22 protein-coding genes are annotated in these 25,438 nt (G+C 59.2%); 12 read left to right on the forward strand and 10 right to left on the reverse strand.

The window, feature by feature from the left end; genetic code table 11:
- The first annotated feature begins 123 nt into the window (after window positions 1-123).
- Both folD and pbpG read left to right on the forward strand, forming a co-directional pair.
- Window positions 124-978 carry a bifunctional methylenetetrahydrofolate dehydrogenase/methenyltetrahydrofolate cyclohydrolase FolD gene (folD, locus tag K0P33_RS20130; RefSeq protein ID WP_094951482.1) on the forward strand — a complete coding sequence of 285 codons (855 nt, stop codon included), beginning with the start codon at window positions 124-126 and terminating at the stop codon, window positions 976-978.
- Between the two features lie 208 nt (window positions 979-1,186).
- Complete coding sequence (pbpG, locus tag K0P33_RS20135; protein ID WP_094951481.1) at window positions 1,187-2,110, forward strand: D-alanyl-D-alanine endopeptidase; 924 nt, start codon at window positions 1,187-1,189, stop codon at window positions 2,108-2,110.
- A 136-nt stretch (window positions 2,111-2,246) separates the two neighbouring features.
- Here pbpG and K0P33_RS20140 read toward each other — a convergent pair whose 3' ends face one another.
- Entirely contained in the window at window positions 2,247-2,909 is a 663-nt protein-coding gene (locus tag K0P33_RS20140) for a peptidase C39 family protein (protein ID WP_242150776.1), read from the reverse strand.
- A 211-nt stretch (window positions 2,910-3,120) separates the two neighbouring features.
- On the opposite strand from K0P33_RS20140, the gene K0P33_RS20145 reads away from it, so the two are divergent.
- Window positions 3,121-3,282: a hypothetical protein gene (locus K0P33_RS20145; RefSeq protein ID WP_176462951.1), complete on the forward strand. Its 162-nt coding sequence runs from the start codon at window positions 3,121-3,123 to the stop codon at window positions 3,280-3,282.
- Here the strand turns inward: K0P33_RS20145 and K0P33_RS20150 are convergent.
- Complete coding sequence (locus K0P33_RS20150) at window positions 3,279-3,689, reverse strand: hypothetical protein (protein ID WP_094951479.1); 411 nt, start codon at window positions 3,687-3,689, stop codon at window positions 3,279-3,281. The genes K0P33_RS20145 and K0P33_RS20150 overlap by 4 nt on opposite strands.
- Window positions 3,690-3,903: 214 nt before the next feature.
- Between K0P33_RS20150 and K0P33_RS20155 the strand changes: the two genes are divergently transcribed.
- The 4 genes from K0P33_RS20155 to K0P33_RS20170 all read left to right on the forward strand — a co-directional run bounded on the left by K0P33_RS20155 (window position 3,904) and on the right by K0P33_RS20170 (window position 11,226).
- Window positions 3,904-7,125, forward strand: coding sequence for an efflux RND transporter permease subunit (locus K0P33_RS20155; protein WP_242150779.1), 3,222 nt, complete (start codon window positions 3,904-3,906; stop codon window positions 7,123-7,125).
- Window positions 7,115-8,281: an efflux RND transporter periplasmic adaptor subunit gene (locus K0P33_RS20160; protein WP_242150782.1), complete on the forward strand. Its 1,167-nt coding sequence runs from the start codon at window positions 7,115-7,117 to the stop codon at window positions 8,279-8,281. The genes K0P33_RS20155 and K0P33_RS20160 overlap by 11 nt, the downstream gene beginning before the upstream one ends.
- A complete protein-coding gene (locus tag K0P33_RS20165; RefSeq protein ID WP_242150785.1) occupies window positions 8,265-9,683 on the forward strand; it encodes an efflux transporter outer membrane subunit in 1,419 nt (472 codons plus the stop codon). Before K0P33_RS20160 ends, K0P33_RS20165 begins: the two co-directional genes overlap by 17 nt.
- Before the next feature lie 115 nt (window positions 9,684-9,798).
- On the forward strand, window positions 9,799-11,226 hold the full coding sequence (locus K0P33_RS20170; RefSeq protein WP_094951475.1) for a PLP-dependent aminotransferase family protein: 1,428 nt from the start codon (window positions 9,799-9,801) through the stop codon (window positions 11,224-11,226).
- A gap of 64 nt (window positions 11,227-11,290) precedes the next feature.
- Here K0P33_RS20170 and K0P33_RS20175 read toward each other — a convergent pair whose 3' ends face one another.
- From K0P33_RS20175 to K0P33_RS20200, 7 genes are all read right to left on the reverse strand, one after another.
- On the reverse strand, window positions 11,291-11,779 hold the full coding sequence (locus K0P33_RS20175) for a GNAT family N-acetyltransferase (RefSeq protein WP_094951474.1): 489 nt from the start codon (window positions 11,777-11,779) through the stop codon (window positions 11,291-11,293).
- Window positions 11,776-12,084, reverse strand: coding sequence for a 2Fe-2S iron-sulfur cluster binding domain-containing protein (locus K0P33_RS31440; RefSeq protein WP_094951473.1), 309 nt, complete (start codon window positions 12,082-12,084; stop codon window positions 11,776-11,778). The genes K0P33_RS20175 and K0P33_RS31440 overlap by 4 nt, the downstream gene beginning before the upstream one ends.
- The gene (locus tag K0P33_RS20180; RefSeq protein WP_176462950.1) at window positions 12,041-12,988 is read right to left on the reverse strand and encodes a diiron oxygenase; all 948 of its coding nucleotides are present in this window, start codon (window positions 12,986-12,988) and stop codon (window positions 12,041-12,043) included. Before K0P33_RS20180 ends, K0P33_RS31440 begins: the two co-directional genes overlap by 44 nt.
- Window positions 12,975-13,748 (reverse strand): 2OG-Fe dioxygenase family protein, encoded by a 774-nt coding sequence (locus K0P33_RS20185; RefSeq protein WP_242150791.1) that lies wholly within the window; start codon window positions 13,746-13,748, stop codon window positions 12,975-12,977. The genes K0P33_RS20180 and K0P33_RS20185 overlap by 14 nt, the downstream gene beginning before the upstream one ends.
- A gap of 13 nt (window positions 13,749-13,761) precedes the next feature.
- Window positions 13,762-14,397 (reverse strand): LysE family translocator, encoded by a 636-nt coding sequence (locus tag K0P33_RS20190; RefSeq protein ID WP_242150794.1) that lies wholly within the window; start codon window positions 14,395-14,397, stop codon window positions 13,762-13,764.
- Window positions 14,398-15,976: 1,579 nt separating this feature from the next.
- Window positions 15,977-17,260: a Zn-dependent hydrolase gene (locus K0P33_RS20195; protein WP_242150797.1), complete on the reverse strand. Its 1,284-nt coding sequence runs from the start codon at window positions 17,258-17,260 to the stop codon at window positions 15,977-15,979.
- 142 nt (window positions 17,261-17,402) lie between these two features.
- A complete protein-coding gene (locus K0P33_RS20200; protein ID WP_242150800.1) occupies window positions 17,403-18,890 on the reverse strand; it encodes an NCS1 family nucleobase:cation symporter-1 in 1,488 nt (495 codons plus the stop codon).
- 590 nt (window positions 18,891-19,480) lie between these two features.
- On the opposite strand from K0P33_RS20200, the gene hydA reads away from it, so the two are divergent.
- From hydA to preA, 3 genes are all read left to right on the forward strand, one after another.
- On the forward strand, window positions 19,481-20,920 hold the full coding sequence (hydA, locus tag K0P33_RS20205) for a dihydropyrimidinase (RefSeq protein ID WP_094953583.1): 1,440 nt from the start codon (window positions 19,481-19,483) through the stop codon (window positions 20,918-20,920).
- A gap of 164 nt (window positions 20,921-21,084) precedes the next feature.
- Entirely contained in the window at window positions 21,085-22,452 is a 1,368-nt protein-coding gene (locus K0P33_RS20210; RefSeq protein ID WP_242156083.1) for an NAD(P)-dependent oxidoreductase, read from the forward strand.
- Window positions 22,452-23,726, forward strand: coding sequence for an NAD-dependent dihydropyrimidine dehydrogenase subunit PreA (gene preA / locus K0P33_RS20215; RefSeq protein WP_094953584.1), 1,275 nt, complete (start codon window positions 22,452-22,454; stop codon window positions 23,724-23,726). Before K0P33_RS20210 ends, preA begins: the two co-directional genes overlap by 1 nt.
- Window positions 23,727-23,844: 118 nt before the next feature.
- On the opposite strand, the gene K0P33_RS20220 is transcribed toward preA, so the two are convergent.
- Entirely contained in the window at window positions 23,845-24,465 is a 621-nt protein-coding gene (locus K0P33_RS20220) for a TetR/AcrR family transcriptional regulator (protein ID WP_094953585.1), read from the reverse strand.
- A 143-nt stretch (window positions 24,466-24,608) separates the two neighbouring features.
- Between K0P33_RS20220 and K0P33_RS20225 the strand changes: the two genes are divergently transcribed.
- Both K0P33_RS20225 and copC read left to right on the forward strand, forming a co-directional pair.
- Window positions 24,609-25,052, forward strand: a complete 444-nt coding sequence (locus K0P33_RS20225; RefSeq protein WP_242150803.1) for a GNAT family N-acetyltransferase — start codon at window positions 24,609-24,611, stop codon at window positions 25,050-25,052.
- Window positions 25,053-25,070: 18 nt separating this feature from the next.
- Entirely contained in the window at window positions 25,071-25,436 is a 366-nt protein-coding gene (gene copC / locus K0P33_RS20230) for a copper homeostasis periplasmic binding protein CopC (RefSeq protein WP_094953587.1), read from the forward strand.
- Window positions 25,437-25,438 lie beyond the last annotated feature (2 nt).

A 25,438-nucleotide genomic window follows, 5' to 3' on the forward strand; every position in this document is an offset into this window, starting at 1 on the left:
GAAAAAAACTGATTTTATTTAAGGGGTTAGGGCAATTTGCAGACCAAGCGCCTTTGCCCTCACGTCATGGCGTGCGAGAATGCGCGCACTTTTCTTCCCCCTCTCGATGGTTAATCACGCGTAATGACTGCACAACTTATCGACGGCAAATCAATCGCCGCCAGCCTGCGCCAGCAGATCGCCAAACGAGTCACCGAGCGTAGCCAGCAAGGCCTGCGCACGCCTGGCCTCGCGGTGATCCTGGTCGGCAGCGATCCTGCCTCTCAGGTTTATGTCTCGCACAAGCGTAAAGACTGTGAAGAGGTCGGCTTTATTTCCAAAGCCTACGACTTGCCTACAGGCACCACCCAGAAAGACTTGACCGACCTGATCGACGGCCTCAACGACAACCCGAGCATCGACGGCATCCTGCTGCAGCTGCCACTGCCCGAGCACCTCGATGCCTCCAAATTGCTGGAGCGCATCCGCCCGGACAAAGACGTCGACGGTTTCCATCCTTATAACGTCGGCCGCCTGGCCCAGCGTATCCCGCTGCTGCGCCCCTGCACGCCGAAAGGCATCATGACCCTGCTGGAAAGCACCGGCGTCGACTTGTACGGCCTCGATGCGGTGGTGGTGGGCGCCTCCAACATCGTGGGTCGCCCAATGGCCATGGAACTGCTGCTGGCCGGCTGCACCGTGACCGTCACCCACCGCTTCACCAAAGACCTGGCCGGCCACGTCGGCCGCGCCGACCTGGTAGTCGTCGCCGCCGGCAAACCCGGTTTGGTCAAAGGTGAGTGGATTAAAGAAGGCGCCATCGTCATCGACGTCGGCATCAATCGCCAGGAAGACGGCAAACTGGTTGGCGACGTCGTGTACGAAACCGCCCTGCCCCGCGCCGGCTGGATCACTCCAGTGCCAGGCGGTGTCGGCCCGATGACCCGCGCGTGCCTGTTGGAAAATACGCTGTATGCGGCAGAGACCCTGCACGGCTAATAACCAGCGGTACTGAAAAAGCCCTGCCTTATCGCAGGGCTTTTTATTGCCCGCAAAAAAACTGTTTTTTGTTAGTTTTTAAGCACTTTCGTCCGGTTCTAGAAGAACATTCGACAGTTCTTCATCCATACTCATAAAATGTAACGGCATTTGTCATATAACCCGTTTCCCAACGGTATTTCCTTACTATTTTAGCGAGTTCATCCGCGTGAAAATTCGTCTCTCTATCGTCAGCCTATTTTTTGCATTCACAGGCACCTTTGCGCACGCCGCCGAAACCACCCTGGCGCCGCGTGATACCTCCAAACTGCAAATCGCTTCCGGCAGCGCCATGCTGGTCGACCTGCAGACCAACAAAGTCATCTATTCCAGCAACCCCGACGTCGTGGTGCCGATCGCCTCGGTGAGCAAGCTGATGACCGGCCTGATCGTGCTGGAAGCCAAGCAGAACATGGACGAATACATCGACATCAACATCAAGGACACGCCGGAAATGAAAGGCGTGTTCTCCCGGGTGAAAATCGGCAGTGAAATGCCGCGCAAAGAAATGCTGCTGATTGCCCTGATGTCGTCGGAAAACCGCGCCGCCGCCAGCCTGGCCCACCACTACCCGGGCGGCTACCCAGCGTTTATCGCGGCGATGAACGCCAAGGCCAAGGCGCTGGGCATGACCAGCACGCACTATGTCGAGCCTACCGGCCTGTCGATTCACAACGTGTCCACCGCCCGTGACCTGAGCAAGTTGCTGGCCTATGCGCGCAAGTTTCCGATGCTGAGCCAGTTGAGCACCACCAAGGAAAAGACCGTGTCGTTCCGCAAGCCCAACTACACCTTGGGTTTCTCCAACACCGACCACCTGATCAACCGCAACAACTGGGATATCAAGCTGACCAAGACCGGTTTCACCAACCAAGCCGGCCACTGCCTGGTGCTGGTGACCAGCATGGGTAACCGTCCGGTGTCGCTGGTAATCCTGGATGCTTTCGGCAAGTTCACCCACTTTGCCGATGCCAGCCGCATTCGCAGCTGGGTCGAGACCGGCAAGGGCGGTTCGGTGCCGGACGTCGCACTGCGCTACAAGGCTGATAAGAACTTGAAGAATCGCCCGAATGCGGCGCAGGTAAGTCGCTAAAACAACGCAGATCTAATCTGGCAGCTGGCTTGTGTGGGAGCTGGCTTGCCTGCGATGGCATCAACTAGGTCCACCTGAAAAACCGAGTTGCCGGCATCGCGGGCAAGCCCGGCTCCCACACCAGCCCACTCGCACATTATTTTCTTTCCGCCAACACCTTGAGCGCCTGCGCCGCCGCCTGCTCCTGCCCGGCTTGCGCGGTAGCATTGGCTGCCTCGCGCCAGCGCTGCGCATCGACATTGGCCGGCAATTGGCTCGGGCGCTGGGTCAGGATTGCCCAGTGGCCGGCGCTCTTCCAGGCCGACTCAAAATCGCTGAAGCTCATCAACAGCCGCCGCTCCATGCCTGAGCGCAGCAGCACTGTACTTTTCTGCTGATTGAACCCCACCACCACGACGTAGCGCGTCCCGGACCAGACGCTCGGGTTGATCCGCGCCATCACCGGGTAACCCGCCGCCACCTGCGCCAGCACCGCCGTCAGCTGGGTATCCAGTGGATACACCATCAGCCCGTATTCACGCGCCAGCACCTGCATGTTGCGCTCAAGGTCCGCCTCGCCGCCCGGCAACTGCAGGGGCTTATCGAGCAAGCCGGGTGTCATCACAATGCCTTGTTGCGACAGCATGCTGGCTAACGCCGAGGGGCCACTCAGGTAAGCCTCGCTGCGAAAGGTCGGCACGCCATTGAGTTCGACACGCTCCGGCAGGCCCGTCAATTTCGAGGGGTGCCCGGAACACGCCGCGAGCCCCAGGGCGCACGCCAGCAGCAGGGAGGTTTTAACGTTCGACCGTAACCGCAATGTTTTACTCGCTTGATCAACTGCCGGTAAGGGCCCTGATCATAGGATGCTCAGCCACGCGGGTATAGCCCGAGGCGTTAGTAAAATGCGCTGGATAGAGCAAACAAGTTGGATGCACTCGACCATTGGTCAATAGCAGGCAACCGCCGGGTAGCTAGACTGTCCATTGAGAAGACTGTGTGTGCCCCGTGCGGGGCGAAAGGAGGCCCGAATGAGCCTTGCAACAACGATTTTCCTGTTGGTCTGCGGTTGGCTGGCGGTCGCCGGCGCCATGCTGTGGGGGGTCATGCGCGTGACCCGGCGGCACCATCACCCCCACGTCAACCCCTGCGCACCGGCCAAGCCGCATAAGGCCGCGGTGCACCATGCTTAGCCAGGCATGCAATTGAAGTCTCGAGTCGCCGCGACTTCCTTGCCGTGACCGTCCTTGAGGACGGCGCGCACGGTGGTGCCCAGGCTCGATTCAATCAATGTGTAGTGCTCACCGGCCTGGAAGTGCTTGTACTCGACCCGGCCCTGGCAGTCCTGCTGGTTATCGTCGCCCGGCTCTTCTTCGAATAACGTCACATCCAGACGATGATCCCCCGGCGTCACTTCAAAAAAGCGCCCGTCATCCACCCGCTTGCCATCCACGCGCTCGGCCATCAGGTCGTTCGGCGCCTCTTCTTTCAAACCAATCCACGCTTCGCTCGGGTCCGCTTTGGGGATGGGGCCGGCGCACGCCGACAACAACACAACAGCGCCGAGGGCGGGAATCAACAACAGGGGTTTCAGTGACATGGCAGGGCTCCAAAATTAACAATGTGCGGATCTCAAATGTGTCGCGTCCGATGGAGACAAGCTTGGAGAGCAGCCCTTTGTAGAACAAATGAATACATATGAAACGATCTTCAGCCGTTAACTAAATGTTCCTTCACCTGGCTGAAAGGCGCGTGTTAGGTGGGTCGGGCAAGACTGCCGGGGTTTGCAATTCTGCTCCCTCGGAGGTTCACGCATGCTCGGGCTGGTAAAGACCGCACTGCAAAAGCCGTACACGTTTATCGTGTTGGCCATATTCATCTGTATCGTCGGGCCGATGGCGGCCCTGAAAACCCCGACGGATGTTTTCCCCGACATCGGCATCCCAGTCGTCGCCGTGGTCTGGCAGTACAACGGCCTGTCGCCGGACGCCATGGCCGGTCGAGTGATCTACACCTACGAACGCTCCCTGAGCACCACCGTCAACGACATCGAACACATCGAATCGCAATCGCTGCCCGGCATGGGCATCGTCAAGATCTTCTTCCAGCCCGGCGTGGACATCCGCACCGCCAACGCGCAAGTGACCGCCGTGTCACAAACCGTGCTCAAGCAAATGCCACCGGGCATCACGCCGCCGCTGATCCTCAACTACAGCGCCTCCACGGTGCCGATCCTGCAAATGGCGTTCTCCAGCCCCAGCCTCTCGGAAGCCAAGATCCGCGACCTGGTGCAGAACAACATCCGCCTGCCGCTGAGCGCCCTGCCCGGCCTGGCCATGCCCACGCCCATGGGCGGCAAGCAGCGCCAGATCACCCTCGACCTCGACCCGCAAGCCCTGGCCGCCAAAGGCTTGTCGGCCCAAGACGTAGGCAACGCCCTGGCCCTGCAAAACCAGATCATCCCAGTGGGCACCGCCAAACTCGGCCCCTACGAATACACGATCCTGCTCAACAACAGCCCCAAGGCGATTGATGAGCTCAACGACCTGCCGATCAAGACCGTCGACGGCGCGCTGATCACCATCGGCCAAGTGGCCCACGTGCGTGACGGCTCGCCGCCACAGACCAATATCGTGCGCGTCGACGGCCACCGCGCGGTGCTGATGCCAGCGTTGAAAAACGGCAGCATCTCCACCTTGTCGATCATCGACGGTATCCGTCAGATGCTGCCGCGCATCAACGAAACCCTGCCACCGTCGCTGAAGACCTCGCTGCTGGGTGACGCCTCGGTGTTCGTCAAACAATCAGTGGGCAGCGTGGCCCAAGAAGGCATCATCGCCGCACTGCTGACCAGTGCGATGATCCTGCTGTTCCTCGGCAGCTGGCGTTCCACCCTGATCATCGCCGCCTCAATTCCGCTGGCAGTGCTCTCGGCCATTGCGCTGCTGGCGGTCAGTGGGCAAACCCTCAACGTGATGACCCTCGGCGGGCTGGCGTTGGCGGTGGGGATTCTGGTGGACGATGCCACGGTGACCATCGAAAACATCAACTGGCACCTGGAACAAGGCAAGGCGGTGAAGACCGCGATCCTCGACGGCGCCGCGCAAATCGTCGGCCCGGCGTTCGTCTCGCTGCTGTGCATCTGCATCGTGTTCGTGCCGATGTTCCTGCTGCAAGGCATCGCCGGTTACCTGTTCCGGCCAATGGCCCTGGCCGTGATTTTTGCCATGGCCAGCTCGTTCATCCTCTCGCGCACCTTGGTGCCGACGCTGGCGATGTTCCTGCTCAAGCCGCACACACCGGAACCGGGCGCAGGGCACCACCCGGAAGATGAATTCATCAACCACCACGAGGGTGAGCAGCACAAAAAACCACGCAATGCCGTGCTGCAATCGGTGCTGAATTTTCAGCAAGGGTTCGAGCGCCACTTCTCGAATATCCGCGACACCTACCATGGCTTGCTGATGCTCGCGCTGGGCAATCGCAAGCGCTTTATCGTCGGCTTCCTGGCCTGCGTGCTCGCCTCGTTCCTGCTGTTGCCAAGCCTGGGCCAGGACTTTTTCCCGGCCACCGACGCCGGTGCCCTCGCCCTTCACGTGCGCCTGCCACTGGGCACGCGGATTGAAGAAAGCGCGGCGGCGTTCGACCGGATTGAAGCGCGGATTCGCGAAGTGATCCCCGCCGAAGAACTCGACACCATCGTCGACAACATCGGCATTCCGCTCAGCGGCATCGACATGGCCTACAGCAGCAGCGGCACCATCGGCCCGCAGGATGGCGACATTCAAGTCAGCCTGAAAAAGGACCACGCGCCCACCGCCGACTACGTGAAAAAACTGCGTGAAGCCTTGCCGGAAAGCTTCCCCGGCAGCCACTTTGCGTTCCTGCCGGCGGACATCAGCAGCCAGATCCTCAACTTCGGCGCGCCAGCCCCGCTGGACGTGAAAATCTCCGGGCGCAGCGATGCAGAAAACCGCGCCTATGCGGTGGAACTTGAACGTCGCTTGCAACACGTACCGGGCATTGCCGACCTGCGCATCCAGCAGTCCACCGGCTACCCATCGCTGCAAGTTAACGTCGACCGCATGCGCGCCAACGGCCTGGGTATCACCGAGCGGGACGTGACCAACAGCATGGTCGCCTCCCTCGCCGGCAGCTCGCAAACCGCCCCGACCTTCTGGCTCAACCCAGCCAACGGTGTGTCGTATTCGATCGTCGCGGCAACGCCGCAATACCGCCTCGACAGCCTGCCGTCGCTGGAAGCCCTGCCGGTTACCGGTGCCGATGGCCAGTCGCAGATCCTCGGCGGTGTGGCCACCATCTCTCGTGTGCAAAGCCCGGCGGTGGTGACCCACTACAACATCGAACCGACCCTGGACCTGTACGCCAACGTGCAAGGCCGCGACCTTGGCGGCGTAGCCCGCGACGTGCAAAAGGTGCTGGATGACACCGCCGCCATGCGCCCCAAAGGTGCAGTGATCAGCCTGCATGGGCAGATCGATGCGCTGCATGAAGCCTTCAGTGGTTTGAGCTTCGGCTTGCTCGGCGCCGTGGTGCTGATCTACCTGCTGATCGTGGTCAACTTCCAGTCCTGGGCCGACCCGTTCGTGATCATCACTGCCTTGCCGGCGGCGCTGGCGGGGATCGTGTGGATGCTGTTCCTCAGCGGCACCTCGCTGTCGGTGCCCGCGCTGACCGGGGCCATCTTGTGCATGGGCGTGGCCACCGCCAACTCGATCCTGGTGGTGAGCTTCTGCCGTGAACGCCTGGCCGAACATGGCGACGCGTTGAAGGCCGCGATGGAAGCCGGCTACACCCGCTTCCGGCCGGTGTGCATGACGGCCCTGGCGATGATCATCGGCATGTTGCCGCTGGCCTTGTCCGAAGAGCAGAACTCACCCCTTGGCCGGGCGGTGATCGGCGGTTTGATCTTCGCCACCGTCGCCACCCTGTTATTTGTACCCGTGGTCTTCAGCCTGGTCCACGGTCGTCACCCTACTCGCGCAGCTGCTGGAGAAACTTCACATGTCGTCTGATCACACACCCTCGCGCAAGCGTCTGATGCTCATGGGTATCGGCGGCCTGACACTGGCCGCCCTGTTGGTCGCCAACGGCCTGCACGCCCGCACGATGCACGAACAATCGGTCACCGCCTGGACCGAAACCGCCGCCGTCCCGCAAGTGATGGTGTTCCAGCCGAAACAGAACGTGGCCGGTGACACTTTGCGCCTGCCCGCGCACCTTGAAGCCTGGAGCAAGGCGCCGATTCACGCCCGCGTCAGCGGCTACTTGAAAGACTGGAAAGCCGACATCGGCACCCAAGTCAAAGCCGGGCAAATCCTCGCCGAAATCGACACCCCGGACCTTGACCAGCAACTGGCGCAGACCCACGCGCGCCTGGTGCAGGAACAGGCCAACGCACGCCTGGCCGAGACCACCGCCACACGCTGGCAAAACCTGTTGGCCAGCCACTCGGTGTCGCGTCAGGAAGCCGATGAAAAAACCTCCAACGCCGCCGCTGCCAAAGCCAATGCCGAAGCGGCCGCGGCCGACTATGCACGGCTGTCGGCACTGGAAAGCTACAAGACCCTTCGCGCGCCATTCGCCGGCACCATCACCGCACGCAACACCGATATCGGTCAGTTGATCAAGGCCGACACCGACAGCGACCCGGAACTGTTCAACATCGCCGACACCCACCAGTTGCGTCTCTACGTGCCGGTGCCGCAGAACTACGCGGCGGTGATCCACCCAGGCTTGAAGGCTGAACTGACCGTGCCCGAACACCCCGGCGAGCACTTCAAGGCGCGCCTGATCGGCGACTCCACCGCCATCGACCGCCGCTCCGGCACGCTGCTCGCGCAGTTCGTCGTCGACAACCCCAACGGCGAGTTGCTGCCCGGTGATTACGCCGAAGCGACCTTGCCGATTCCGGCGGACACCCACGGCGTGAGTATCCCCGCCAGCGCGCTGATCTTCCGTGCCCAAGGCACCCAAGTCGCGGTGCTCGATACGCAGAACCACGTGCACCTGCAAGACATCCACATCGGCCTCGACCTCGGCGAACGCCTGGTGATCGACCAAGGCCTGAAACCCGCCGACCGCGTGGTCGACAACCCGCCGGACGCCCTGCGCGAAGGCGACCCCGTGCAACTGGCCGACGCCGGAGGTGTACATGCGCCCAAGGCTTAAACCCCTGGCGGCGTTGGTGCTGCTGCTATTGCAGGGCTGCTCGATGGCGCCCACCTACAAGGTGCCGTCGGTTGACCTGCCGGCGGGCTATCGCGAACAGACCAGCGACGGCCCGTGGCACAGCGCGCAACCCTGCGACCAACTCGCGCCCGAATGGTGGAAACTCTACAACGACTCGCACCTGAATGACCTGCAACAGCAGTTGCTCAAGGCCAACCCGGATTTGGCGGCGGCGCTGGCGCATTTCGATGCGTCCCAGGCGTATGCCAGCCAATTGCACGCGGGTTTGTTCCCGCAGATCACCGCCAGTGCACAGCCATTGCGCCAGCGGCAATCGGACTCGCGACCGCTGCGTGGGGACACGCAGCCGTCGGTGTACAACAGCAATACCGCCGGGTTTTCGTTGAGCTACGACTTGGACCTGTGGGGCAAGATCCGCAACCAGGTCGCGGCGGGTGACGCCCAGGCGCAAGCATCCGGCGATGATTTGGCCGTGGCGCGCCTGAGCCTGCAACATCAGTTGGCGACGCTGTATGTGCAGCTCAATGGGCTGGATGCGCAGAGCCGGATTCTCAATAGCTCGCTGGATGATTTCAGCCAGGCGTTGCAACTGACACGCAGCCGTTACGAAGGCCAGATTGCGTCCGAACTCGACCTGACCCGGGCGCAAAACCAACTGGCCGAAGCCAAGGCGCAACTGGATGAAGTGCGCGGGCAACGCAACCTCACCGAGCATGCCATTGGTGAGTTGGTGGGTGTGGCGGCCAGCAACTTCAGCGTGCCTGCGAGCCAACAGTTGATTGCGCTGCCGGGAATTCCTTCGCAGCTGCCGAGCCACCTGCTGCAACGCCGTCCGGACATTGCGGCGGCGGAACGGCGGGTGTTTGCCGCCAATGCCAATATCGGTGTGGCCAAAGCGGCGTGGTATCCGGACTTCAGCTTGACCGGGCTGATAGGCGGGCAGACGCAAGGGGTGGGCAATCTGCTGTCCGCCGGCAATCGGTATTGGGCGCTGGGGCCGTTGGTGAACTTGCCGATCTTTGATGGCGGGCGCTTGAGTGCCAATGAGCGCCAGGCCAAAGCCGAGTTTGAAGAGGCTTCGGCGCAGTACCGCAGCCATGTGCTCAAAGCCGTGCGCGAAGTGGAGGACAACCTGGCGCAGCTAAGGGATTTGCAGCAGCAAGCCCAGGATGAACAGGCGGCGGCGGATGCGGCGCAACATACGCAGTCGCTGGCGATGAATAGCTATCAAGCGGGGGCCGTGAGTTACCTCGACGTGGTGACCGCACAGACGGCGGCGTTGCAGGCGCAAAGGGCGTTGCAGGCCGTGCAGACGCGGCAGTTGCAGGCGAGCGTGGGGTTGGTGACGGCATTGGGCGGCGGTTGGCGCCCGAATGCGTGAACCACAAGCACTACCAACCACAGGCACGTCACTGCTGCTGCGGCCCTTGCCACAGACGGTGCCGCGGAGGACTATGCGCCCATGGCAAGGGTAGCGAAGCAGCGGCGAGGGATCAGTGGCAAAGTATTCAGATTTGGCCCATTTACTGCGTAGCAGAATTGAAATGGGCATGTACCAGGAAGGGCAGCGACTCCCTTCCGTGCGCATATTAAGCGCAGAACACGGGGTCAGCCTGGGCACGGTCCAACAGGCATACCGACTCCTGGAGGAGGAAGGGCTGGCGTCACCAGCCCCCAAATCCGGGCATTTCGTCACCCGCAAACAGCACGTCTATCTATTGCCCACGATGCGTGCTTCCGAAAGAACCCCCCTGGATATATTGGAATGGGATGAAATCTACAAGGTGACGGCCAACACCCCTGACGAAGGGGTCCTGCAATTGGGCAGAGGCATGCCAAGCGTTGACACACCGACACTCAAACCCTTGATGAAAAGCCTGAGCCACGAAGCGAAGCGTTGGCAAAAAGACGGGCTCAACTATGAAAACATCAAGGGCAACCTGGAGTTAAGAACACAGATCAGCCGGTTGATCATTGATTCCGGCTGTCTTATCGGCCCCGACGAGATCATCATTACCACCGGTTGCCAGGAAGCACTCATGTGCTCCATACGCTCTATTTGCAGCCAAGGCGATATCGTCGTCGTGGAGTCGCCCAGTTTTCACGGCGCGATCCAGACACTCAAGGTGTGCGGTATAAAAGTCATCGAGGTGCCTAGCCATCCATTGACGGGCATTGACCTGGAGTCGCTGGAACTTATCGCCGAGCAATGGCCTATTCGGGCGGTACTGGTCAACCCCAATTGCAATAACCCGCTGGGTTATGTAATGCCCAATGAGCGCAAGGAAACCCTGGTAAAGCTGTCCAAAACCTTCGGCTTTTTTATCATCGAAGATGATACCTATGGCGACCTGACGTTCTCGTATCCGCGCCCGCAAACCATCAAGTCCCTGGACACTGAAGGCAAGGTCATTCTGTGCGGGTCTTTTTCAAAAACACTGGCGCCCGGCTTGCGGGTCGGCTGGGTGGTGCCAGGCAAATTCTACGACAAGGTGCTGCACACCAAATACATCAGCTCCGGTGCTACCGCGACCGCCAATCAAAGGGCAATTGCCGAGTTCATGAGCAAAGGGCTCTATCAGATCCACCTTCGACGTATGCGCACCAATTACAAAGCCAACAGGGAGTTGATGACGAACTGGATCTCCAAGTATTTCAACTCCAGCATTCGCGTCAGCCGGCCGCAAGGCGGCTATTTCTTATGGATTGAATTGCCGGACGGGGTGTCGGCTTATGAACTCAGCGATCGCTTGATGAAGCACAACGTGCAGATTGCTACCGGCAAAATATTTTCTTCGTCGGGTAAATATGAAAACTGCATTCGTATCAATTACGGCGGCCTGCTGAATGAGCGTGCAGAGCACGCGATAAAAACGATGGGGCAGCTCGTATCCGACTTGAACGTCTCGCATATGCTGCGTTAGCCTGCACGTAACAAACAGGCCCTCAAGGGCCTGTCTGTTTCAGCTCATGGCTGGGTAAAGCCTTTCACTGCTCAGAGAACTTAATCGAATAAAGGCGCTCAGGGCCTGGGCCAGGCTGATCTTCGCCCCTGACCCAACCGGTCGACTCATACAGTTGAACGGCCTCTTTATACAGCGCTCGAGTTTTCAGGAACACCTCCTTAACGCCCATGGATTTTGCGGCAGCGACGGCGGTGTTGAGCATGGCCACACCGGCACCAAACCGACGATAGTTTTTGTCCAGGTAAAACTTGGTGAGTTTGACCCTGCCCTCCCCGCACGCAGTCAAAATGGCCGACCCCACGGGGATGCCATCAAACACCGTGACCAGCTCCACAACATTCTCCTTGGGCACGCCAAAGCACATGATGTCGCGGTCGTCATCGTCGGGATCGGCCGCGATGCCGTATTCGACAAATGTCTTGAACACCATTTTCCTGATCGCCACCGCATCGTCTATCGTCGCTTTACGAATGATGAAGTTATCGCGCCGCAAATAAACCGTCTCACTCATGTGTACCAAGCCTCAACTTCGATGTTCGAAAGCGGAACCAACACACAAGGCAAAATCGCATTGCCGCCTCGCTCTTTTTCCGTGAGCGCCAGCATGGGGGTCAACTCACTGTATTCACCGGATATCAACCTCACCTGGCAAGAACCGCATCGCCCTTGGCGGCAGCGTGTGCGCACAAGGCCCATCCGCTCACAGGCATTGACCAGGGAAAATACCGCGCTGGCGATGGGCTCGTGCCGGGTCGCGCACGTGAGCATAAAACTATCTGCTTTCATAGCCGGCCCACTCCCATTCAAGGTTTTCATACAGTTTCATCAGGCCGCGATTATTGTTTGTAAACTCAACGGCCCTTTGCAGCTCAACCGAATTATTGATGATCGCTGTACGCACATCCGCCAGTGAAGGACGATCCAACTGGTCAATCACCGTGATCCACGCGTTAAGGTCAGCCCGGAAAAAATTCTTCGCGACCAACTCAACGGTGTCCTTGAATACCTTCTGGCCTTCGCTGGAAAGCGCCCAATAGATATCCCGGGCCAATACCGCGAACTGCGAGCCGTGGTTCCACTCATCTTTGGCATGGGCATTCACTGCCGCCAGAAACATCGGCTGAATGGACGAAGCATTGGCCAGCAGGTCCAGGTAGTCGGTGATGTGGTTTTCGGTACAGCACGCCGTCGCGATGCGCGCGACTCGGCGCTTCCATTCGCAATCAAGGCCATTGATATACGTACTCATAACACTGACAAGATGAAAGTCCGTGGGGAACAACGGCAGCTGTCTATTCGCCCGCACAGCGTCGCAGGTGAGTACCGCCAACAGGGTATGGTAGCCCTCGTCGGTCATCGCTTCAGCCATCGAACGGGCCATCTCGGGGCCGACACTGTTGTCCTGTCGCGACCTGATCACCTCGATGCACGCCGGCGTGACCAAGTCGGTTTCAATGAAAATCGTGTTGCTTTGGTAGATGATCCAACCCGCCGACAACAAATCGCTTTGATCCTGGGGCTCCAATACTCGCCACTCGTCGAATATCGAAAAGGGCACCATCTCCGGGATAAAGTCCGGGACATGCATATTGAATGAGCACGCTGAAACTTCATTGAACCGCATGACCTCGGCTTCGAACGGCCAACGAGTGCTTATACTTTCAATCATTTCTTTTGAGTAATTGCGTTCTTCGATATTCACAGAACTATGACGCAACATGCTCGCCCCCTTGCGCGGTGAATTCCAGAAACAACATATCCCTCGACGCGGTGCAATCGTCTGACGCATTCATTTGACTGACACTGTGATACACCTTGGAATCATCGAATATCACCAGGTCGCCGTAACCCGTCAGGGTGAAACGCTCGAGCACGTTCTTATCGTTGTCATAAATGAAATTTTCGGCACCGACGCAGTTTTCAGTCCGGTTGATACAAAACAGGCTAGAAAATGTCACGCCATCTTTATGAATACCTTCGGGTGTCGGAAAACCCGCAACGCCTCGGGACGACGTGATTCTGACTTGGTGCACGTACACTTGCCAAACCGCCACATCCCTGTAACGGGTAAAGATGGCGACATAATCCCGGATCATGCGTTTTATGAACGGATGCGTGGCGATGTACGGCGTGATCGGTTCGAAATGCCGATCGACGCCACCATTCAGGGCATTATTATACGTATCCTGAAAAAAAGGTTTATGCGGCAATATACCGATCTCATCACTCTGGACATTGTAACGAAGCTCGGTAAAACGCCGCCGCCGATACTTGCCACCGTCCGCCATAAATTCATCCGGTGGCAGGCCATCCCAGGTGTCAAGGAACGCTCTCCAATCATCAGACCGATGCGCCAGTGTGATGAAGTAGTTGAAATAGTTACCCACCCAATAGCCGGCGTGCTTGAGTTGCAGTTCAATCACGTCGCAGGTGCTGTGCATCCCCAACAGTGAACCTGCTGCCGAGTTTTCATACCTCATATGTACCTATCCTTCAATGGATGATTGAGAGCCCTAATGCCGCACCAAAAAACACGAAGAATACAGCCACTACTTTCGATCCGATTCTACTGGCGGAAGGCGATGTTAATTTCGAAGCGATGCGAATCGCGACAACGGCGTAACACGACAATATGGAAAACTTTATCAAAGCACTGAGCACAACGAGAAACGCAAAGAACTGTAAATCCGGAGCGCCACTTTTTTCGAATTGCGGTAATAACGCAGTAAAATAAACCAGCGCCTTGGGATTACTGATCCCGATCAAAAAAGATTGCACCCACTGCCGTGTCAACGACGGCAACTTGGCGGTGGGCACGTCGGTACTTGCAGCCGGCGCGGCAGACCTGCTTTTCTTGAACGCACCGACCCCCAGATAAATAAGGTAGGCCGCACCCGCAAACTTCAAACCATTAAACATGGCGGGATGATTGGCAAAAAACGTGGCAATTCCGAATGACGAGATCAACCCCATTATCAAAATGGCGAACACATCACCGGTCAGCACGCCAATCGCTTTTAACGGCCCATATTTTATTGAATTATTAACCAGGAATACCGTGGAGGGTCCCGGCGAGCCTGCCTGAACCATAGTAATTAGGATGAACGACAACCACGCATAAACAGTCATAAGTTAACTCTGGTTTGATTTTCTTAATGAATGAAGTTGCCGGCGCATGGCCTCGACTATCTCGCTTACTCAATCCATGGGCTATTCTTGGCTGTAGCGAGCGAACAATTAAGATTCAGAACACCTAATTCTTTAGTGCACAGTTGCGCTTCAGGCCATCTGTATGGTGTTTTTTTGTGAATCTGTACCAGGGTGGGTCGATGAGGTCTGGGGGCGGCAGCGCGGGGGGCTTTTCTGGCCTAATCGGGAGCAAGGCTTGCCCCCGAAAGCGCCACCCTATGTCCGTGAGAACGTCCGGGTGATGGCTCCACTGGCTTTTGAGGTCGAAGGTCCAACGCAGTGTGGGGATGGGGGGTTGTCGGATGGTGGAGGGAGGTGGATCAGGTAGTCGATGGTTGCGGCGAGGCACGGACGCAACAACGGCGTTGAGCTGTAGGGACCCATCGCAGCATAGGTATCTACACATCTTTTTATGGGTTGAATTCTTTTGTGGTCGCGGGGGCGCTGGGTACATATCCGTTGCTGCGGTAACGGCTTCGTAGGGTTCCGCTCTTACAGCGGGTCACTTTTGGAAAAGAGCCCCAAAAGTAACCAAAAGGGCTCTTGCCCCACCACTCGGCACCTCGCTTAGGCTCGGTGTGCCCTCACTCCGGCTTTGGAGCGGGGGCCGCCGCCATGGGCCATCCTTGGCCCATCGCGGCTAAACCGGCGTCCTGCCGGTTTACCCCCGCTCCAAAGCCTGCGTTCGGCCAGCGTGGTTTAACGGGGCGCCTAAGATCAAGATCAAAAGCACGGCGGCCTAGTAGCCGACCTGAGTGGTTAGATCAAAAGCAAAACCGAGGCGGCCTGACAGCCGACCTGATATTTGAAACTGAACTCAATCTAATGTGGGAGCTGGCTTGCCTGCGATGGCATCGGCTGGTTATGCCTGACACACCGAGGTGCTTGCATCGCAGGCAAGCCAGCTCCCACAGAAAAGCAGAGCACTGCGGTGCTGGCAGCTAAACTCGGTCAAAATTGTGGGAGCGGGCTTGCTCGCGAATGCGGTGGGTCAGTCAGCTCATGTGTAACTGACCCACCGCCTTCGCGAGCAAGCCCGCTCCCACAGTTGGATCTCGGTACATCAGACAGAGAGTGTGCTGCTGTGCTTTTGCCCTGCTTTTGCTTCAACCACTCAGGTCGGCTACTAGGCCGCCGTGCTCTTGCTTTTGATCTTGATCTTGATCTTAGGCGCCCCGTTAAACCACGATGGCCGAACGCAGGCTTGAATCCGTGGGTAACCCGGCAGGACGCCGGGTTAGCCGCGATGGGCCAAGGATGGCCCATGGCGGCGGCCCACGGATTCAAGCCGGAGTGAGGGCACACCGAGCCTAAGCGAGGTGCCGAGTGGTGGGGCAAGAGCCCTTTTGGTTACTTTTGGGGCTCTTTTCCAAAAGTGACCCGCCGTAAGGGCGGAACCCTACGAAGCCGTTACCGCAGCAACGGATATGTACTCATATCTACCTAAAAAACCCGTCAAAAACTTAGCGCAACACAAACAGATTATCGTCCCCACTGCGCGTGGGAACGATCTCGCGTTTCAGGCAGCGAGTTTGCCGCTGGCAATCGCAGCCGAAGCGGCCACCATCGCCCGCAACAACACCGCACACCCGGCGGCCAGGTCATCCGGTGCGGCGTTCTCGATTTCGTTATGGCTGATACCTCCCTCACACGGCACAAAAATCATCCCCGCCGGGCCGAGTTCGGCAACGAAAATCGCGTCGTGCCCTGCCCCGCTGACGATGTCCATGTTCGACAAGCCCAACCCATTCGCCGCATCCCGCACAGCGTCCACGCAGCCTTTGTCAAAATACAGCGGCGGGAAGTCGGCGGTGGGCTCCATTTCAAAACTCAAACCGTGTTTAGCGCAGGTCTCGTCGATCACTTTACGCACCTGGGCAATCATCGAATCCAAGCGCGCCGGTTCCAGGTGACGCAAGTCCAGAGTCATGCGCACTTCACCGGGGATGACGTTGCGCGAGCCGGGGTAGGCCTGCAAGCAACCGACAGTGCCACACGCATGCGGCTGATGCCCCAACGCGGCCGCATTCACCGCCGCCACCACTGCTGCGGCGCCTACCAGGGCGTCCTTGCGTAGGTGCATCGGCGTCGGCCCCGCATGGGCTTCAACGCCACGCAGTTTTAGGTCAAACCACTTCTGCCCAAGGGCGCCCAGCACCACACCGATGGTTTTTTTCTCGTCCTCAAGAATCGGCCCTTGTTCGATGTGCGCTTCGAAGTAAGCCCCGACTTTATGCCCACTCACAGGACGTGTGCCCGCATAGCCGATCGCATTCAATGCATCGCCTACACTGACGCCGTCCACGTCCACCTTGGCCAAGGTGTCCGCCAAGGTAAATTTCTCGGCAAACACGCCTGAGCCCATCATGCACGGCGGGAAGCGCGAGCCTTCTTCGTTGGTCCACACCACCACTTCCAGCGGTGCTTCGGTTTCGATCTTAAGGTCATTGAGCGTGCGCAACACTTCCACACCCGCCAGTACGCCGAAGCAGCCGTCGAACTTGCCGCCGGTGGGTTGGGTGTCAATATGGCTGCCGGTCATCACCGGCGGCAGGTTGGGATTACGGCCTGGGCGACGCGCGAAGATATTGCCGATGCCGTCGATGGTCACGGTGCAGCCGGCGTCCTCGCACCACTTCACAAACAGGTCACGGGCTTTGCGGTCGAGGTCGGTGAGGGCCAGGCGGCACACACCACCTTTGGGCGTGGCGCCGAGTTTGGCCAGGTCCATCAGGGACTGCCACAAGCGGTCGCGGTTGATGTGCTGATGGGTGGATTGCAGAACGTCCAGGGCAGCGTTCATGGGGATCTCCTCAGGCTACGTTTCTTATGAATTGACTCGCTCAACGGTGGGAGCTGGCTTGCCTGCAATGCGGGCGGCTCGGTATTTCTGCCGAACCGAGGTGATGCCATCGCAGGCAAGCCAGCTCCCACATTGACCGTATTTACAAAGGTGATTTGGCGGTGACTGGGCTGACGCCGCGCTTGGCATTCAGGCCGTAATACAACACGCCACCCAACGCCGAACCGGTGAACCAACCGTAGCTGTAGAACCAGCTGAACGCATCACTGCCCAGTGACAACAAGGTCAGCACCACCGGCACGCCGAAGGCGACAAAGCCGCTCCAGTTCCACGCCGGGTACACGTCATCACGGTACAAACCGCCCAGGTCCAACTGCTGTTTGCGGGTGATGAAGTAGTCCACCACCATGATCCCGGCAATCGGCCCCAGCAGGCTTGAATAGCCCAGCAACCAATTCGAATACACGGTCTCCAGGCTCACGTCCGAGACGATCAGCCCGAGTTTTTTCAGCAGTTCATGGCTCATCAGCGCCAGCCCAACCAGGCCGGTGAGGATCACCGCAGTGGTGCGGTTGATCAGCTTGGGCGCAATGTTCTGGAAGTCATTGGTGGGCGAGACGATGTTGGCGGCGGTGTTGGTGGACAAGGTGGCGATGATGATCAGCAGCATGGCGATGGCGACCCACACCGGGCTCTGGATATGCCCGATCAAGGTCACCGGGTCGGAGACGCTGACGCCCACCAGTTTCACCGACGCGGCGGTCATGATCACGCCGAGGGCGGCGAACAGGAACATAGTCAACGGCAGGCCGAAAATCTGCCCGAGAATCTGGTCCTTCTGGCTTTTGGCGTAACGACTAAAATCGGGAATGTTCAACGACAAGGTCGCCCAAAACCCCACCATCGCGGTCAGCCCCGCCATGAAGTACCCGGTGAGGCTCGCACCTTCGGGCCGCTTGGGTGGAATCGCCATCAGCTCGCTGAGCGATACATTCGGCATTGCCCACACCAACAGGCCAATCCCCACCGCCACCAGCAAGGGCGCGGACAAGGTTTCCAGGCGCTTGATCGACTCGGCGCCGCGCAGCACCACCCACAAATTCAGGCACCAGAAAATCATGAAACCGATCACTTCACCGGTGCCGCCGAGGGATTTCCAACCGTCGAAAATCGAGCCCAGGAACAAGTGAATTGCCAGCCCGCCAAACATCGTCTGGATACCAAACCAGCCGCACGCCACCAGCGCGCGAATCAGGCACGGCACGTTGGAACCGAGGATGCCAAACGACGAACGCAACAGTACCGGAAACGGAATGCCGTACTTGGTGCCAGGGAACGCGTTAAGCGTCAGCGGGATCAGCACCACGATATTGGCCAGCAAAATCGCCATCAGCGCCTCGCCCACCGACAAGCCGAAGTACGCGGTCAGCACCCCGCCGAGCGTGTAGGTGGGCACGCAGATCGACATGCCGACCCACAGCGCGGTGATGTGCCACTTGTTCCAGGTGCGTTCGTGCACCTTGGTCGGTGCCATGTCGTGGTTATAGCGAGGGCTGTCGAGGACGTCGGGGCCGGCGTCGAGTTCGTACAGGCCGTTACGCTCAATGACTTGCGATCTGTTCTGTTGCATGGCCGCTCCACGGTTTTTTCGAATTATTTTTGCTCATCCCACGCGTTGCGCAGAATGGCCGGAGTACCTCGTAAACAACATGACATCACGGGCCCGGCCAGCCGCCACTGCACTCAATAACCGTGCCGACCACCCACCTTGAACCCGCACCGCATCTATAACTCGCTGATGTTTATCAGCTTTGCGATTGAGCCTTCGGTACTTGGCGCGTTACTCAGGCTAAATAACGCGCAAGTTCCAGAACCGTCAGGACTCAATCTGGTGCAACACAATTATTTTTATTTACCGGCCCCGTCAAGAGGCATGTCTCAAGCGTCTGATTTGCAATAAGAAATGTTGCTCAAAACCAGAACCTGTCAAGTGCGTCAAAATGGTGAGCGGTCGCTACATTTTGGTGATTTACAGTTTTTATTGTTTTAAATCATAGAGTTAAATACGTTATAAGCTTAATAAAAATCTTCTTGCTCATTCGAAAAACTCGGGCTAGTTTCTATTCCTGTCACCGATGACAGGTTTTAACCAACTATCGGCAAGCAGCATTACAACACTTAGAACTGGCACAAGCCGGTCAAGCCTGTGAGGAACTCGACATGTCGCTGTTGATCCGTGGCGCCACCGTTATTACCCATGATGAAAGTTACCGCGCCGATGTTTTATGCGCAGGCGGTCTAATTCGCGCTATTGGCACGGATCTGGATATTCCCGCCGGCACTGAAGTACTCGACGGCAGCGGCCAATACTTGATGCCCGGCGGCATCGACCCCCACACCCATATGCAACTGCCCTTCATGGGCACCGTGGCCAGTGAAGACTTTTTCAGTGGCACGGCGGCGGGCCTGGCGGGCGGCACCACCTCGATCATCGATTTCGTGATTCCCAACCCGCAGCAGTCGTTAATGGAAGCCTTTCACCAGTGGCGCGGCTGGGCGCAAAAGTCCGCCTCCGACTACGGTTTTCATGTGGCGATCACCTGGTGGAGCGAGCAGGTGCGCGAGGAAATGGCCGAGTTGGTCAGCCACCACGGCATCAACAGCTTCAAGCATTTCATGGCCTACAAGAATGCGATCATGGCCGCCGATGACACGCTGGTCGCCAGCTTCGAGCGCTGCCTGGAACTCGGCGCGGTGCCCACCGTGCACGCAGAAAACGGCGAGTTGGTGTATCACCTGCAACGCAAGCTGATGGCCCAGGGCATCACCGGGCCGGAAGCGCACCCGCTGTCACGCCCCTCCCAGGTGGAAGGCGAAGCAGCCAGCCGCGCGATTCGCATCGCCGAGACCATCGGCACGCCGCTCTACCTGGTGCACGTGTCCACCAAGGAAGCGCTGGATGAGATCACCTACGCCCGTGGCAAGGGCCAGCCGGTGTACGGCGAAGTGCTCGCCGGCCACTTGCTGCTCGACGACAGCGTTTACCAACACCCCGACTGGCAAACCGCCGCCGGCTACGTGATGAGCCCACCGTTCCGCCCACGCGGGCACCAGGAAGCGCTGTGGCACGGGCTGCAATCGGGCAACCTGCACACCACCGCCACCGACCATTGCTGCTTCTGCGCTGAGCAAAAAGCCGCCGGCCGTGACGATTTCAGCAAGATCCCCAACGGCACCGCCGGCATTGAAGACCGCATGGCGCTGCTGTGGGACGAAGGCGTCAACACCGGGCGCCTGTCGATGCAGGAATTCGTCGCGCTGACCTCCACCAACACCGCGAAGATCTTCAACCTTTACCCGCGTAAAGGTGCGATCCGCGTAGGCGCGGACGCGGATCTGGTGCTGTGGGACCCCGCCGGTACGCGCACGATTTCGGCCAAGACCCACCATCAAAAAGTCGACTTCAACATCTTCGAAGGCAAGACCGTGCGCGGCGTGCCGAGCCACACCATCAGCCAGGGCAAACTGGTCTGGGCCGATGGCGACCTGCGCGCCGAACGTGGGGCCGGGCGGTATGTAGAACGCCCGGCGTACCCGTCGGTGTTTGAGCAGTTGAGCAAGCGGGCGGAGCATTCCAGGCCCACTGCTGTAAAGCGCTGAACATACAGCGCACATGATCGTTCCCACGCTCTGCGTGGGAATGCAGCCGGGGGTGCTCCGCGCCCTGAGAGCGGACGCAGAGCGTCCGGTGAGGCATTCCCACGCAGAGCATGGGAACGATCGCCCATCAGAGGCAACACCTCAATAACCGTGAGGCCAAAACCGTGATCCAGACCCTGACCCACCTCCCCCATCCCCAAGAAGATGGGCCGACACTCGCCAGCCATTTCACCGACCTGGCGCCGCCGCTCAACGCCCGCCAGGCGCAATTGGAGGCCTCGCGCTGCCTGTACTGCTACGACGCGCCGTGCGTGACTGCATGCCCCAGCGAGATTGATATCCCCTCGTTCATCCGCAATATCCACACCGAAAACGTGCAAGGTGCGGCGCAGAAGATTCTCTCGGCCAACATCCTCGGCGGCAGCTGCGCGCGGGTTTGCCCCACCGAAATCCTGTGCCAGCAAGCCTGCGTGCGTAACAACGCCGAAGAATGCGCGCCGGTGCTGATCGGCCTGTTGCAACGCTACGCCATCGACAACGCGCACTTCAGCGAGCACCCGTTCCAGCGCGCTGCGCCGACCGGTAAGCGCATCGCCGTGGTCGGCGCCGGGCCGGCAGGCTTGGCCTGTGCACATCGCGCCGCCTTGCACGGCCATGACGTGGTGATGTTTGAAGCACGGGAAAAGGCCGGCGGCCTGAATGAATACGGGATCGCCAAGTACAAACTGGTGGATGACTTTGCCCAGAAGGAGCTGGATTTCCTCCTGCAGATCGGCGGCATTGAAATCCGCCACGGCCAGCGCCTGGGTGACAACCTAACCTTGAGCGAACTGCACCAGCAATTCGACTCCGTGTTCCTCGGCCTCGGCCTGGCCGCGAGCAAACAGCTCGGCCTGCCCTTTGAGGACGCCCCCGGCCTGCTCGCCGCCACCGACTACATCCGCGAACTGCGCCAGGCCGATGACCTCACGCAACTGCCGCTGGCCGACCGTTGCATTGTGCTCGGCGCCGGCAACACCGCCATCGACATGGCCGTGCAAATGGCCCGCCTCGGCGCCCGCGATGTGAACCTGGTGTACCGCCGCGGCTTGGCCGACATGGGCGCCACCGGGCATGAGCAGGACATTGCCAAGGCCAACCAGGTGCGCCTGCTGACTTGGGCACAACCCGAAGAAGTGTTGCTGGATGATCTAGGCCGCGTGCGCGGCATGCGCTTCGCCCGTACGCGCATGGAAAATGGTCGCCTGCACCCCACTGGCGAGACCTTCGAACTGGCCGCCGATGCGATCTTCAAGGCCATCGGCCAAGGTTTCGATAACGAGGCCCTGCACGACCCGCTGGCTCAACAACTGCACCGCGTGGGCGAACGCATCTTTGTCGACGAACACCTGCAAACCAGCATCCCAGGCGTCTATGCCGGCGGCGATTGCGTCAGCCTCGGCCAGGACCTCACCGTGCAGGCGGTGCAACACGGCAAGCTGGCAGCTGAAGCCATGCACGCCCAACTCATGCTGAATGTGGAGGCTGCGTAATGGCCGATCTCTCGATTGTATTCGCCGGTATCAAAGCACCCAATCCGTTCTGGCTGGCCTCGGCGCCGCCTACCGACAAGGCCTACAACGTAGTCCGCGCCTTCGAGGCCGGCTGGGGCGGCGTGGTGTGGAAAACCCTCGGTGAAGACCCGGCGGCGGTCAACGTGTCGTCACGCTACTCAGCGCACTACGGCGCCAACCGCGAAGTGCTGGGCATCAACAATATCGAGCTGATCACTGACCGCTCCCTGGAGATCAACCTGCGGGAAATCACCCAGGTGAAAAAGGATTGGCCGGACCGCGCGCTGATTGTGTCGCTGATGGTGCCGTGCGTTGAAGAGTCGTGGAAAAACATCCTGCCGCTGGTGGAAGCCACCGGCTGCGACGGCATCGAACTGAATTTCGGCTGCCCCCACGGCATGCCGGAGCGCGGCATGGGCGCGGCCGTCGGCCAGGTGCCGGAGTATGTGGAACAGGTGACGCGCTGGTGCAAGACCTATTGCTCGTTGCCGGTGATCGTCAAGCTCACGCCAAACATCACTGACATCCGCGTGGCGGCACGTGCGGCGTATCGCGGCGGTGCGGATGCGGTGTCGCTGATCAACACCATCAATTCGATCACCAGCGTGGACTTGGAGCGCATGGTCGCCCTGCCGGTGGTCGGCACCCAAAGTACCCATGGCGGGTATTGCGGCTCGGCGGTCAAGCCGATTGCCCTGAACATGGTCGCGGAAATCGCCCGCGACCCGCAGACCCAAGGCCTGCCGATCTGCGGGATTGGCGGCATCGGCAACTGGCGCGACGCAGCGGAATTCGTCGCACTGGGTTGCGGCGCGGTGCAGGTGTGCACGGCGGCCATGTTGCATGGGTTTCGGATTGTGGAAGAGATGAAGGATGGGCTGTCGCGGTGGATGGACAGCCAAGGCTACAAAAGCTTGCAGGAGTTTTCCGGCCGCGCGGTAGGCAACACGACCGATTGGAAGTACCTGGATATCAACTATCAGGTGATCGCCAAGATCGATCAGGAGGCCTGTATTGGCTGTGGGCGTTGCCATATTGCCTGTGAGGACACCTCGCACCAGGCCATCTCGAGTTTGAAACAGGCAGACGGCACGCATAAATACGAGGTGATTGACGATGAGTGCGTGGGCTGCAATTTGTGCCAGATCACCTGCCCGGTGGCCGATTGCATCGAGATGGTGCCGGTGGAGACGGGCAAGCCGTTTTTGAATTGGACACAGGATCCGCGTAATCCGTATCGGGAGGCTGTGTAGTCCTTTAGACCGCTATCGCAGCGATGCGGCGGCCCGGCAAGCCAGCTCCCACACTTGGAATGCATTCCCCTGTGGGAGCTGGCTTGCCTGCGATGGGGCCCTAAGCCTCACCACACCGTTAAGGCTCCAACCCAATTCCACGCAAAATCACTGCGGTCACCGTCTGAATCGCCTTCTCGAACTGCATGTCCGACAACGGCTGGTGATCATTCAAAATCATCACCTGGTGATCAAAGTCCGCATAGTGCTGGGTCGACGCCCAGATCATGTACAGCAGGCTCGACGGTTCCACCGGCAGGATGCGTTTATCTTCCACCCATTGGCGAATTTTCGCTTCCTTCATCTTGGCCCAGTCGTACAGGCTTTCATCCAGCGCCTCACCGAGTGTCGGCGCGCCGTGGATGATTTCGTTGGCCCAGACTTTCGAGCCATACGGCCGCGTACGCGAGCGCTGCATCTTGGCGCGGATGTAGCTGCTGAGCACCACCCGTGGGTCATCGAAGGTTTCAAAGCTCAGGGCATCCTGCTTCCACAGCTCCAGCAAGTCGAACAGCACCGCGCTGTACAGCTCACTTTTGGTGGTGAAGTAGTAATGTAGGTTGGAGCGCGGCAGTTGCACTTCTTCAGCAATATCGGCCATGGCGGTGCTGCCGTAGCCCTTCTCGGCGAAGATTTTCTCCGCCGCCAGCAGGATTTTTTCGACGTTGACGCGACGAATTCCGATCTTGTGATTGCCCATAAGGGCTCCCTGACAACAACTTGGATTAAAGACTACCATCCGCTCTAGATCGCGGCGACAGCCCATAGTGAAACTTCTTACGCGAAGCTTTCCCCTGCAAAACGGATTGGTTAGGATCGCGGTCCCCTTGAAGGATCATTGCCATGACTATTCGACCGCGTGTGGCCGCCGACGACCCAGTGCTGGGAGCACTGTGGGAGCGCTCGGTACGGGCCACCCATGACTTCCTCCCCGAGGATGACATTCAACGTTTGCTGCCCGTGGTGCGCGACGCCTACCTGCCGATGCCGGCCCTCGACGTTTGGGTCTATGAAGACCAGAACGGTATCGCCGGGTTTATCGGCACTGGCGGGCACAACGTGGAAATGTTGTTTATCGACCCCGACCGCCGTGGCCAGGGCGTCGGCCGCCAATTGCTCGACCACGCCCGCGCGCGCCACGACACGCTGACGGTGGACGTCAACGAACAAAACCCGCAGGCCGTGGGTTTCTACCTGCACTATGGTTTTATCCAGGTCGCGCGTTCGCCGCTGGATGGCGAAGGCAGACCCTTTCCCTTGCTGCACATGGCTTTACCGACTCTCTAAACCTGAAGGTATTGAACAATGTTGATCAAGAAAACCCTGACCACCGTCGCCCTGCTCGCCTCCTTGCTGGGTGCTTCGGCCGCCTTTGCCCATGCCCACTTGAAAAGCGAAACGCCCGCCGCCGACAGCACTGTCGCCGCGCCCGCCGACCTGCGCCTGACCTTCAGCGAAGGCGTCGAAGCCACCTTCACCAAGGTGTCCCTGAGCAAGGACGGCACCGAAATCGCGATCAAAGGCCTGGAAACCCCGGACGCCGACAAGAAAACCCTGGTAGTCACGCCGGCCGCGCCACTGGCCGCCGGCAACTACAAAGTGGTGTGGAATGCGGTGTCAGTCGACACTCACAAGAGCAACGGTGAATACAGCTTCAAGGTCGGCCAATAACC

Source organism: Pseudomonas sp. ArH3a (assembly GCF_022648765.1).
Lineage (GTDB): Bacteria > Pseudomonadota > Gammaproteobacteria > Pseudomonadales > Pseudomonadaceae > Aquipseudomonas.

Excerpts from the sequence above, each read along its gene's own strand:
- hydA (WP_094953583.1), top strand. The coding sequence starts at position 19,481 with ATGTCGCTGTTGATCCGTGGCGCCACCGTTATTACCCATGATGAAAGT.
- K0P33_RS20195 (WP_242150797.1), bottom strand. The coding sequence starts at position 17,260 with ATGAACGCTGCCCTGGACGTTCTGCAATCCACCCATCAGCACATCAAC.
- K0P33_RS20180 (WP_176462950.1), bottom strand. The coding sequence starts at position 12,988 with ATGTTGCGTCATAGTTCTGTGAATATCGAAGAACGCAATTACTCAAAA.
- copC (WP_094953587.1), top strand. The coding sequence starts at position 25,071 with ATGTTGATCAAGAAAACCCTGACCACCGTCGCCCTGCTCGCCTCCTTG.
- K0P33_RS20150 (WP_094951479.1), bottom strand. The coding sequence starts at position 3,689 with ATGTCACTGAAACCCCTGTTGTTGATTCCCGCCCTCGGCGCTGTTGTG.
- K0P33_RS20145 (WP_176462951.1), top strand. The coding sequence starts at position 3,121 with ATGAGCCTTGCAACAACGATTTTCCTGTTGGTCTGCGGTTGGCTGGCG.
- K0P33_RS20220 (WP_094953585.1), bottom strand. The coding sequence starts at position 24,465 with ATGGGCAATCACAAGATCGGAATTCGTCGCGTCAACGTCGAAAAAATC.
- K0P33_RS20155 (WP_242150779.1), top strand. The coding sequence starts at position 3,904 with ATGCTCGGGCTGGTAAAGACCGCACTGCAAAAGCCGTACACGTTTATC.
- K0P33_RS20200 (WP_242150800.1), bottom strand. The coding sequence starts at position 18,890 with ATGCAACAGAACAGATCGCAAGTCATTGAGCGTAACGGCCTGTACGAA.
- K0P33_RS20175 (WP_094951474.1), bottom strand. The coding sequence starts at position 11,779 with ATGAGTGAGACGGTTTATTTGCGGCGCGATAACTTCATCATTCGTAAA.
- K0P33_RS31440 (WP_094951473.1), bottom strand. The coding sequence starts at position 12,084 with ATGAAAACCTTGAATGGGAGTGGGCCGGCTATGAAAGCAGATAGTTTT.
- preA (WP_094953584.1), top strand. The coding sequence starts at position 22,452 with ATGGCCGATCTCTCGATTGTATTCGCCGGTATCAAAGCACCCAATCCG.
- K0P33_RS20165 (WP_242150785.1), top strand. The coding sequence starts at position 8,265 with ATGCGCCCAAGGCTTAAACCCCTGGCGGCGTTGGTGCTGCTGCTATTG.
- K0P33_RS20185 (WP_242150791.1), bottom strand. The coding sequence starts at position 13,748 with ATGAGGTATGAAAACTCGGCAGCAGGTTCACTGTTGGGGATGCACAGC.
- K0P33_RS20225 (WP_242150803.1), top strand. The coding sequence starts at position 24,609 with ATGACTATTCGACCGCGTGTGGCCGCCGACGACCCAGTGCTGGGAGCA.
- K0P33_RS20160 (WP_242150782.1), top strand. The coding sequence starts at position 7,115 with ATGTCGTCTGATCACACACCCTCGCGCAAGCGTCTGATGCTCATGGGT.
- folD (WP_094951482.1), top strand. The coding sequence starts at position 124 with ATGACTGCACAACTTATCGACGGCAAATCAATCGCCGCCAGCCTGCGC.
- K0P33_RS20190 (WP_242150794.1), bottom strand. The coding sequence starts at position 14,397 with ATGACTGTTTATGCGTGGTTGTCGTTCATCCTAATTACTATGGTTCAG.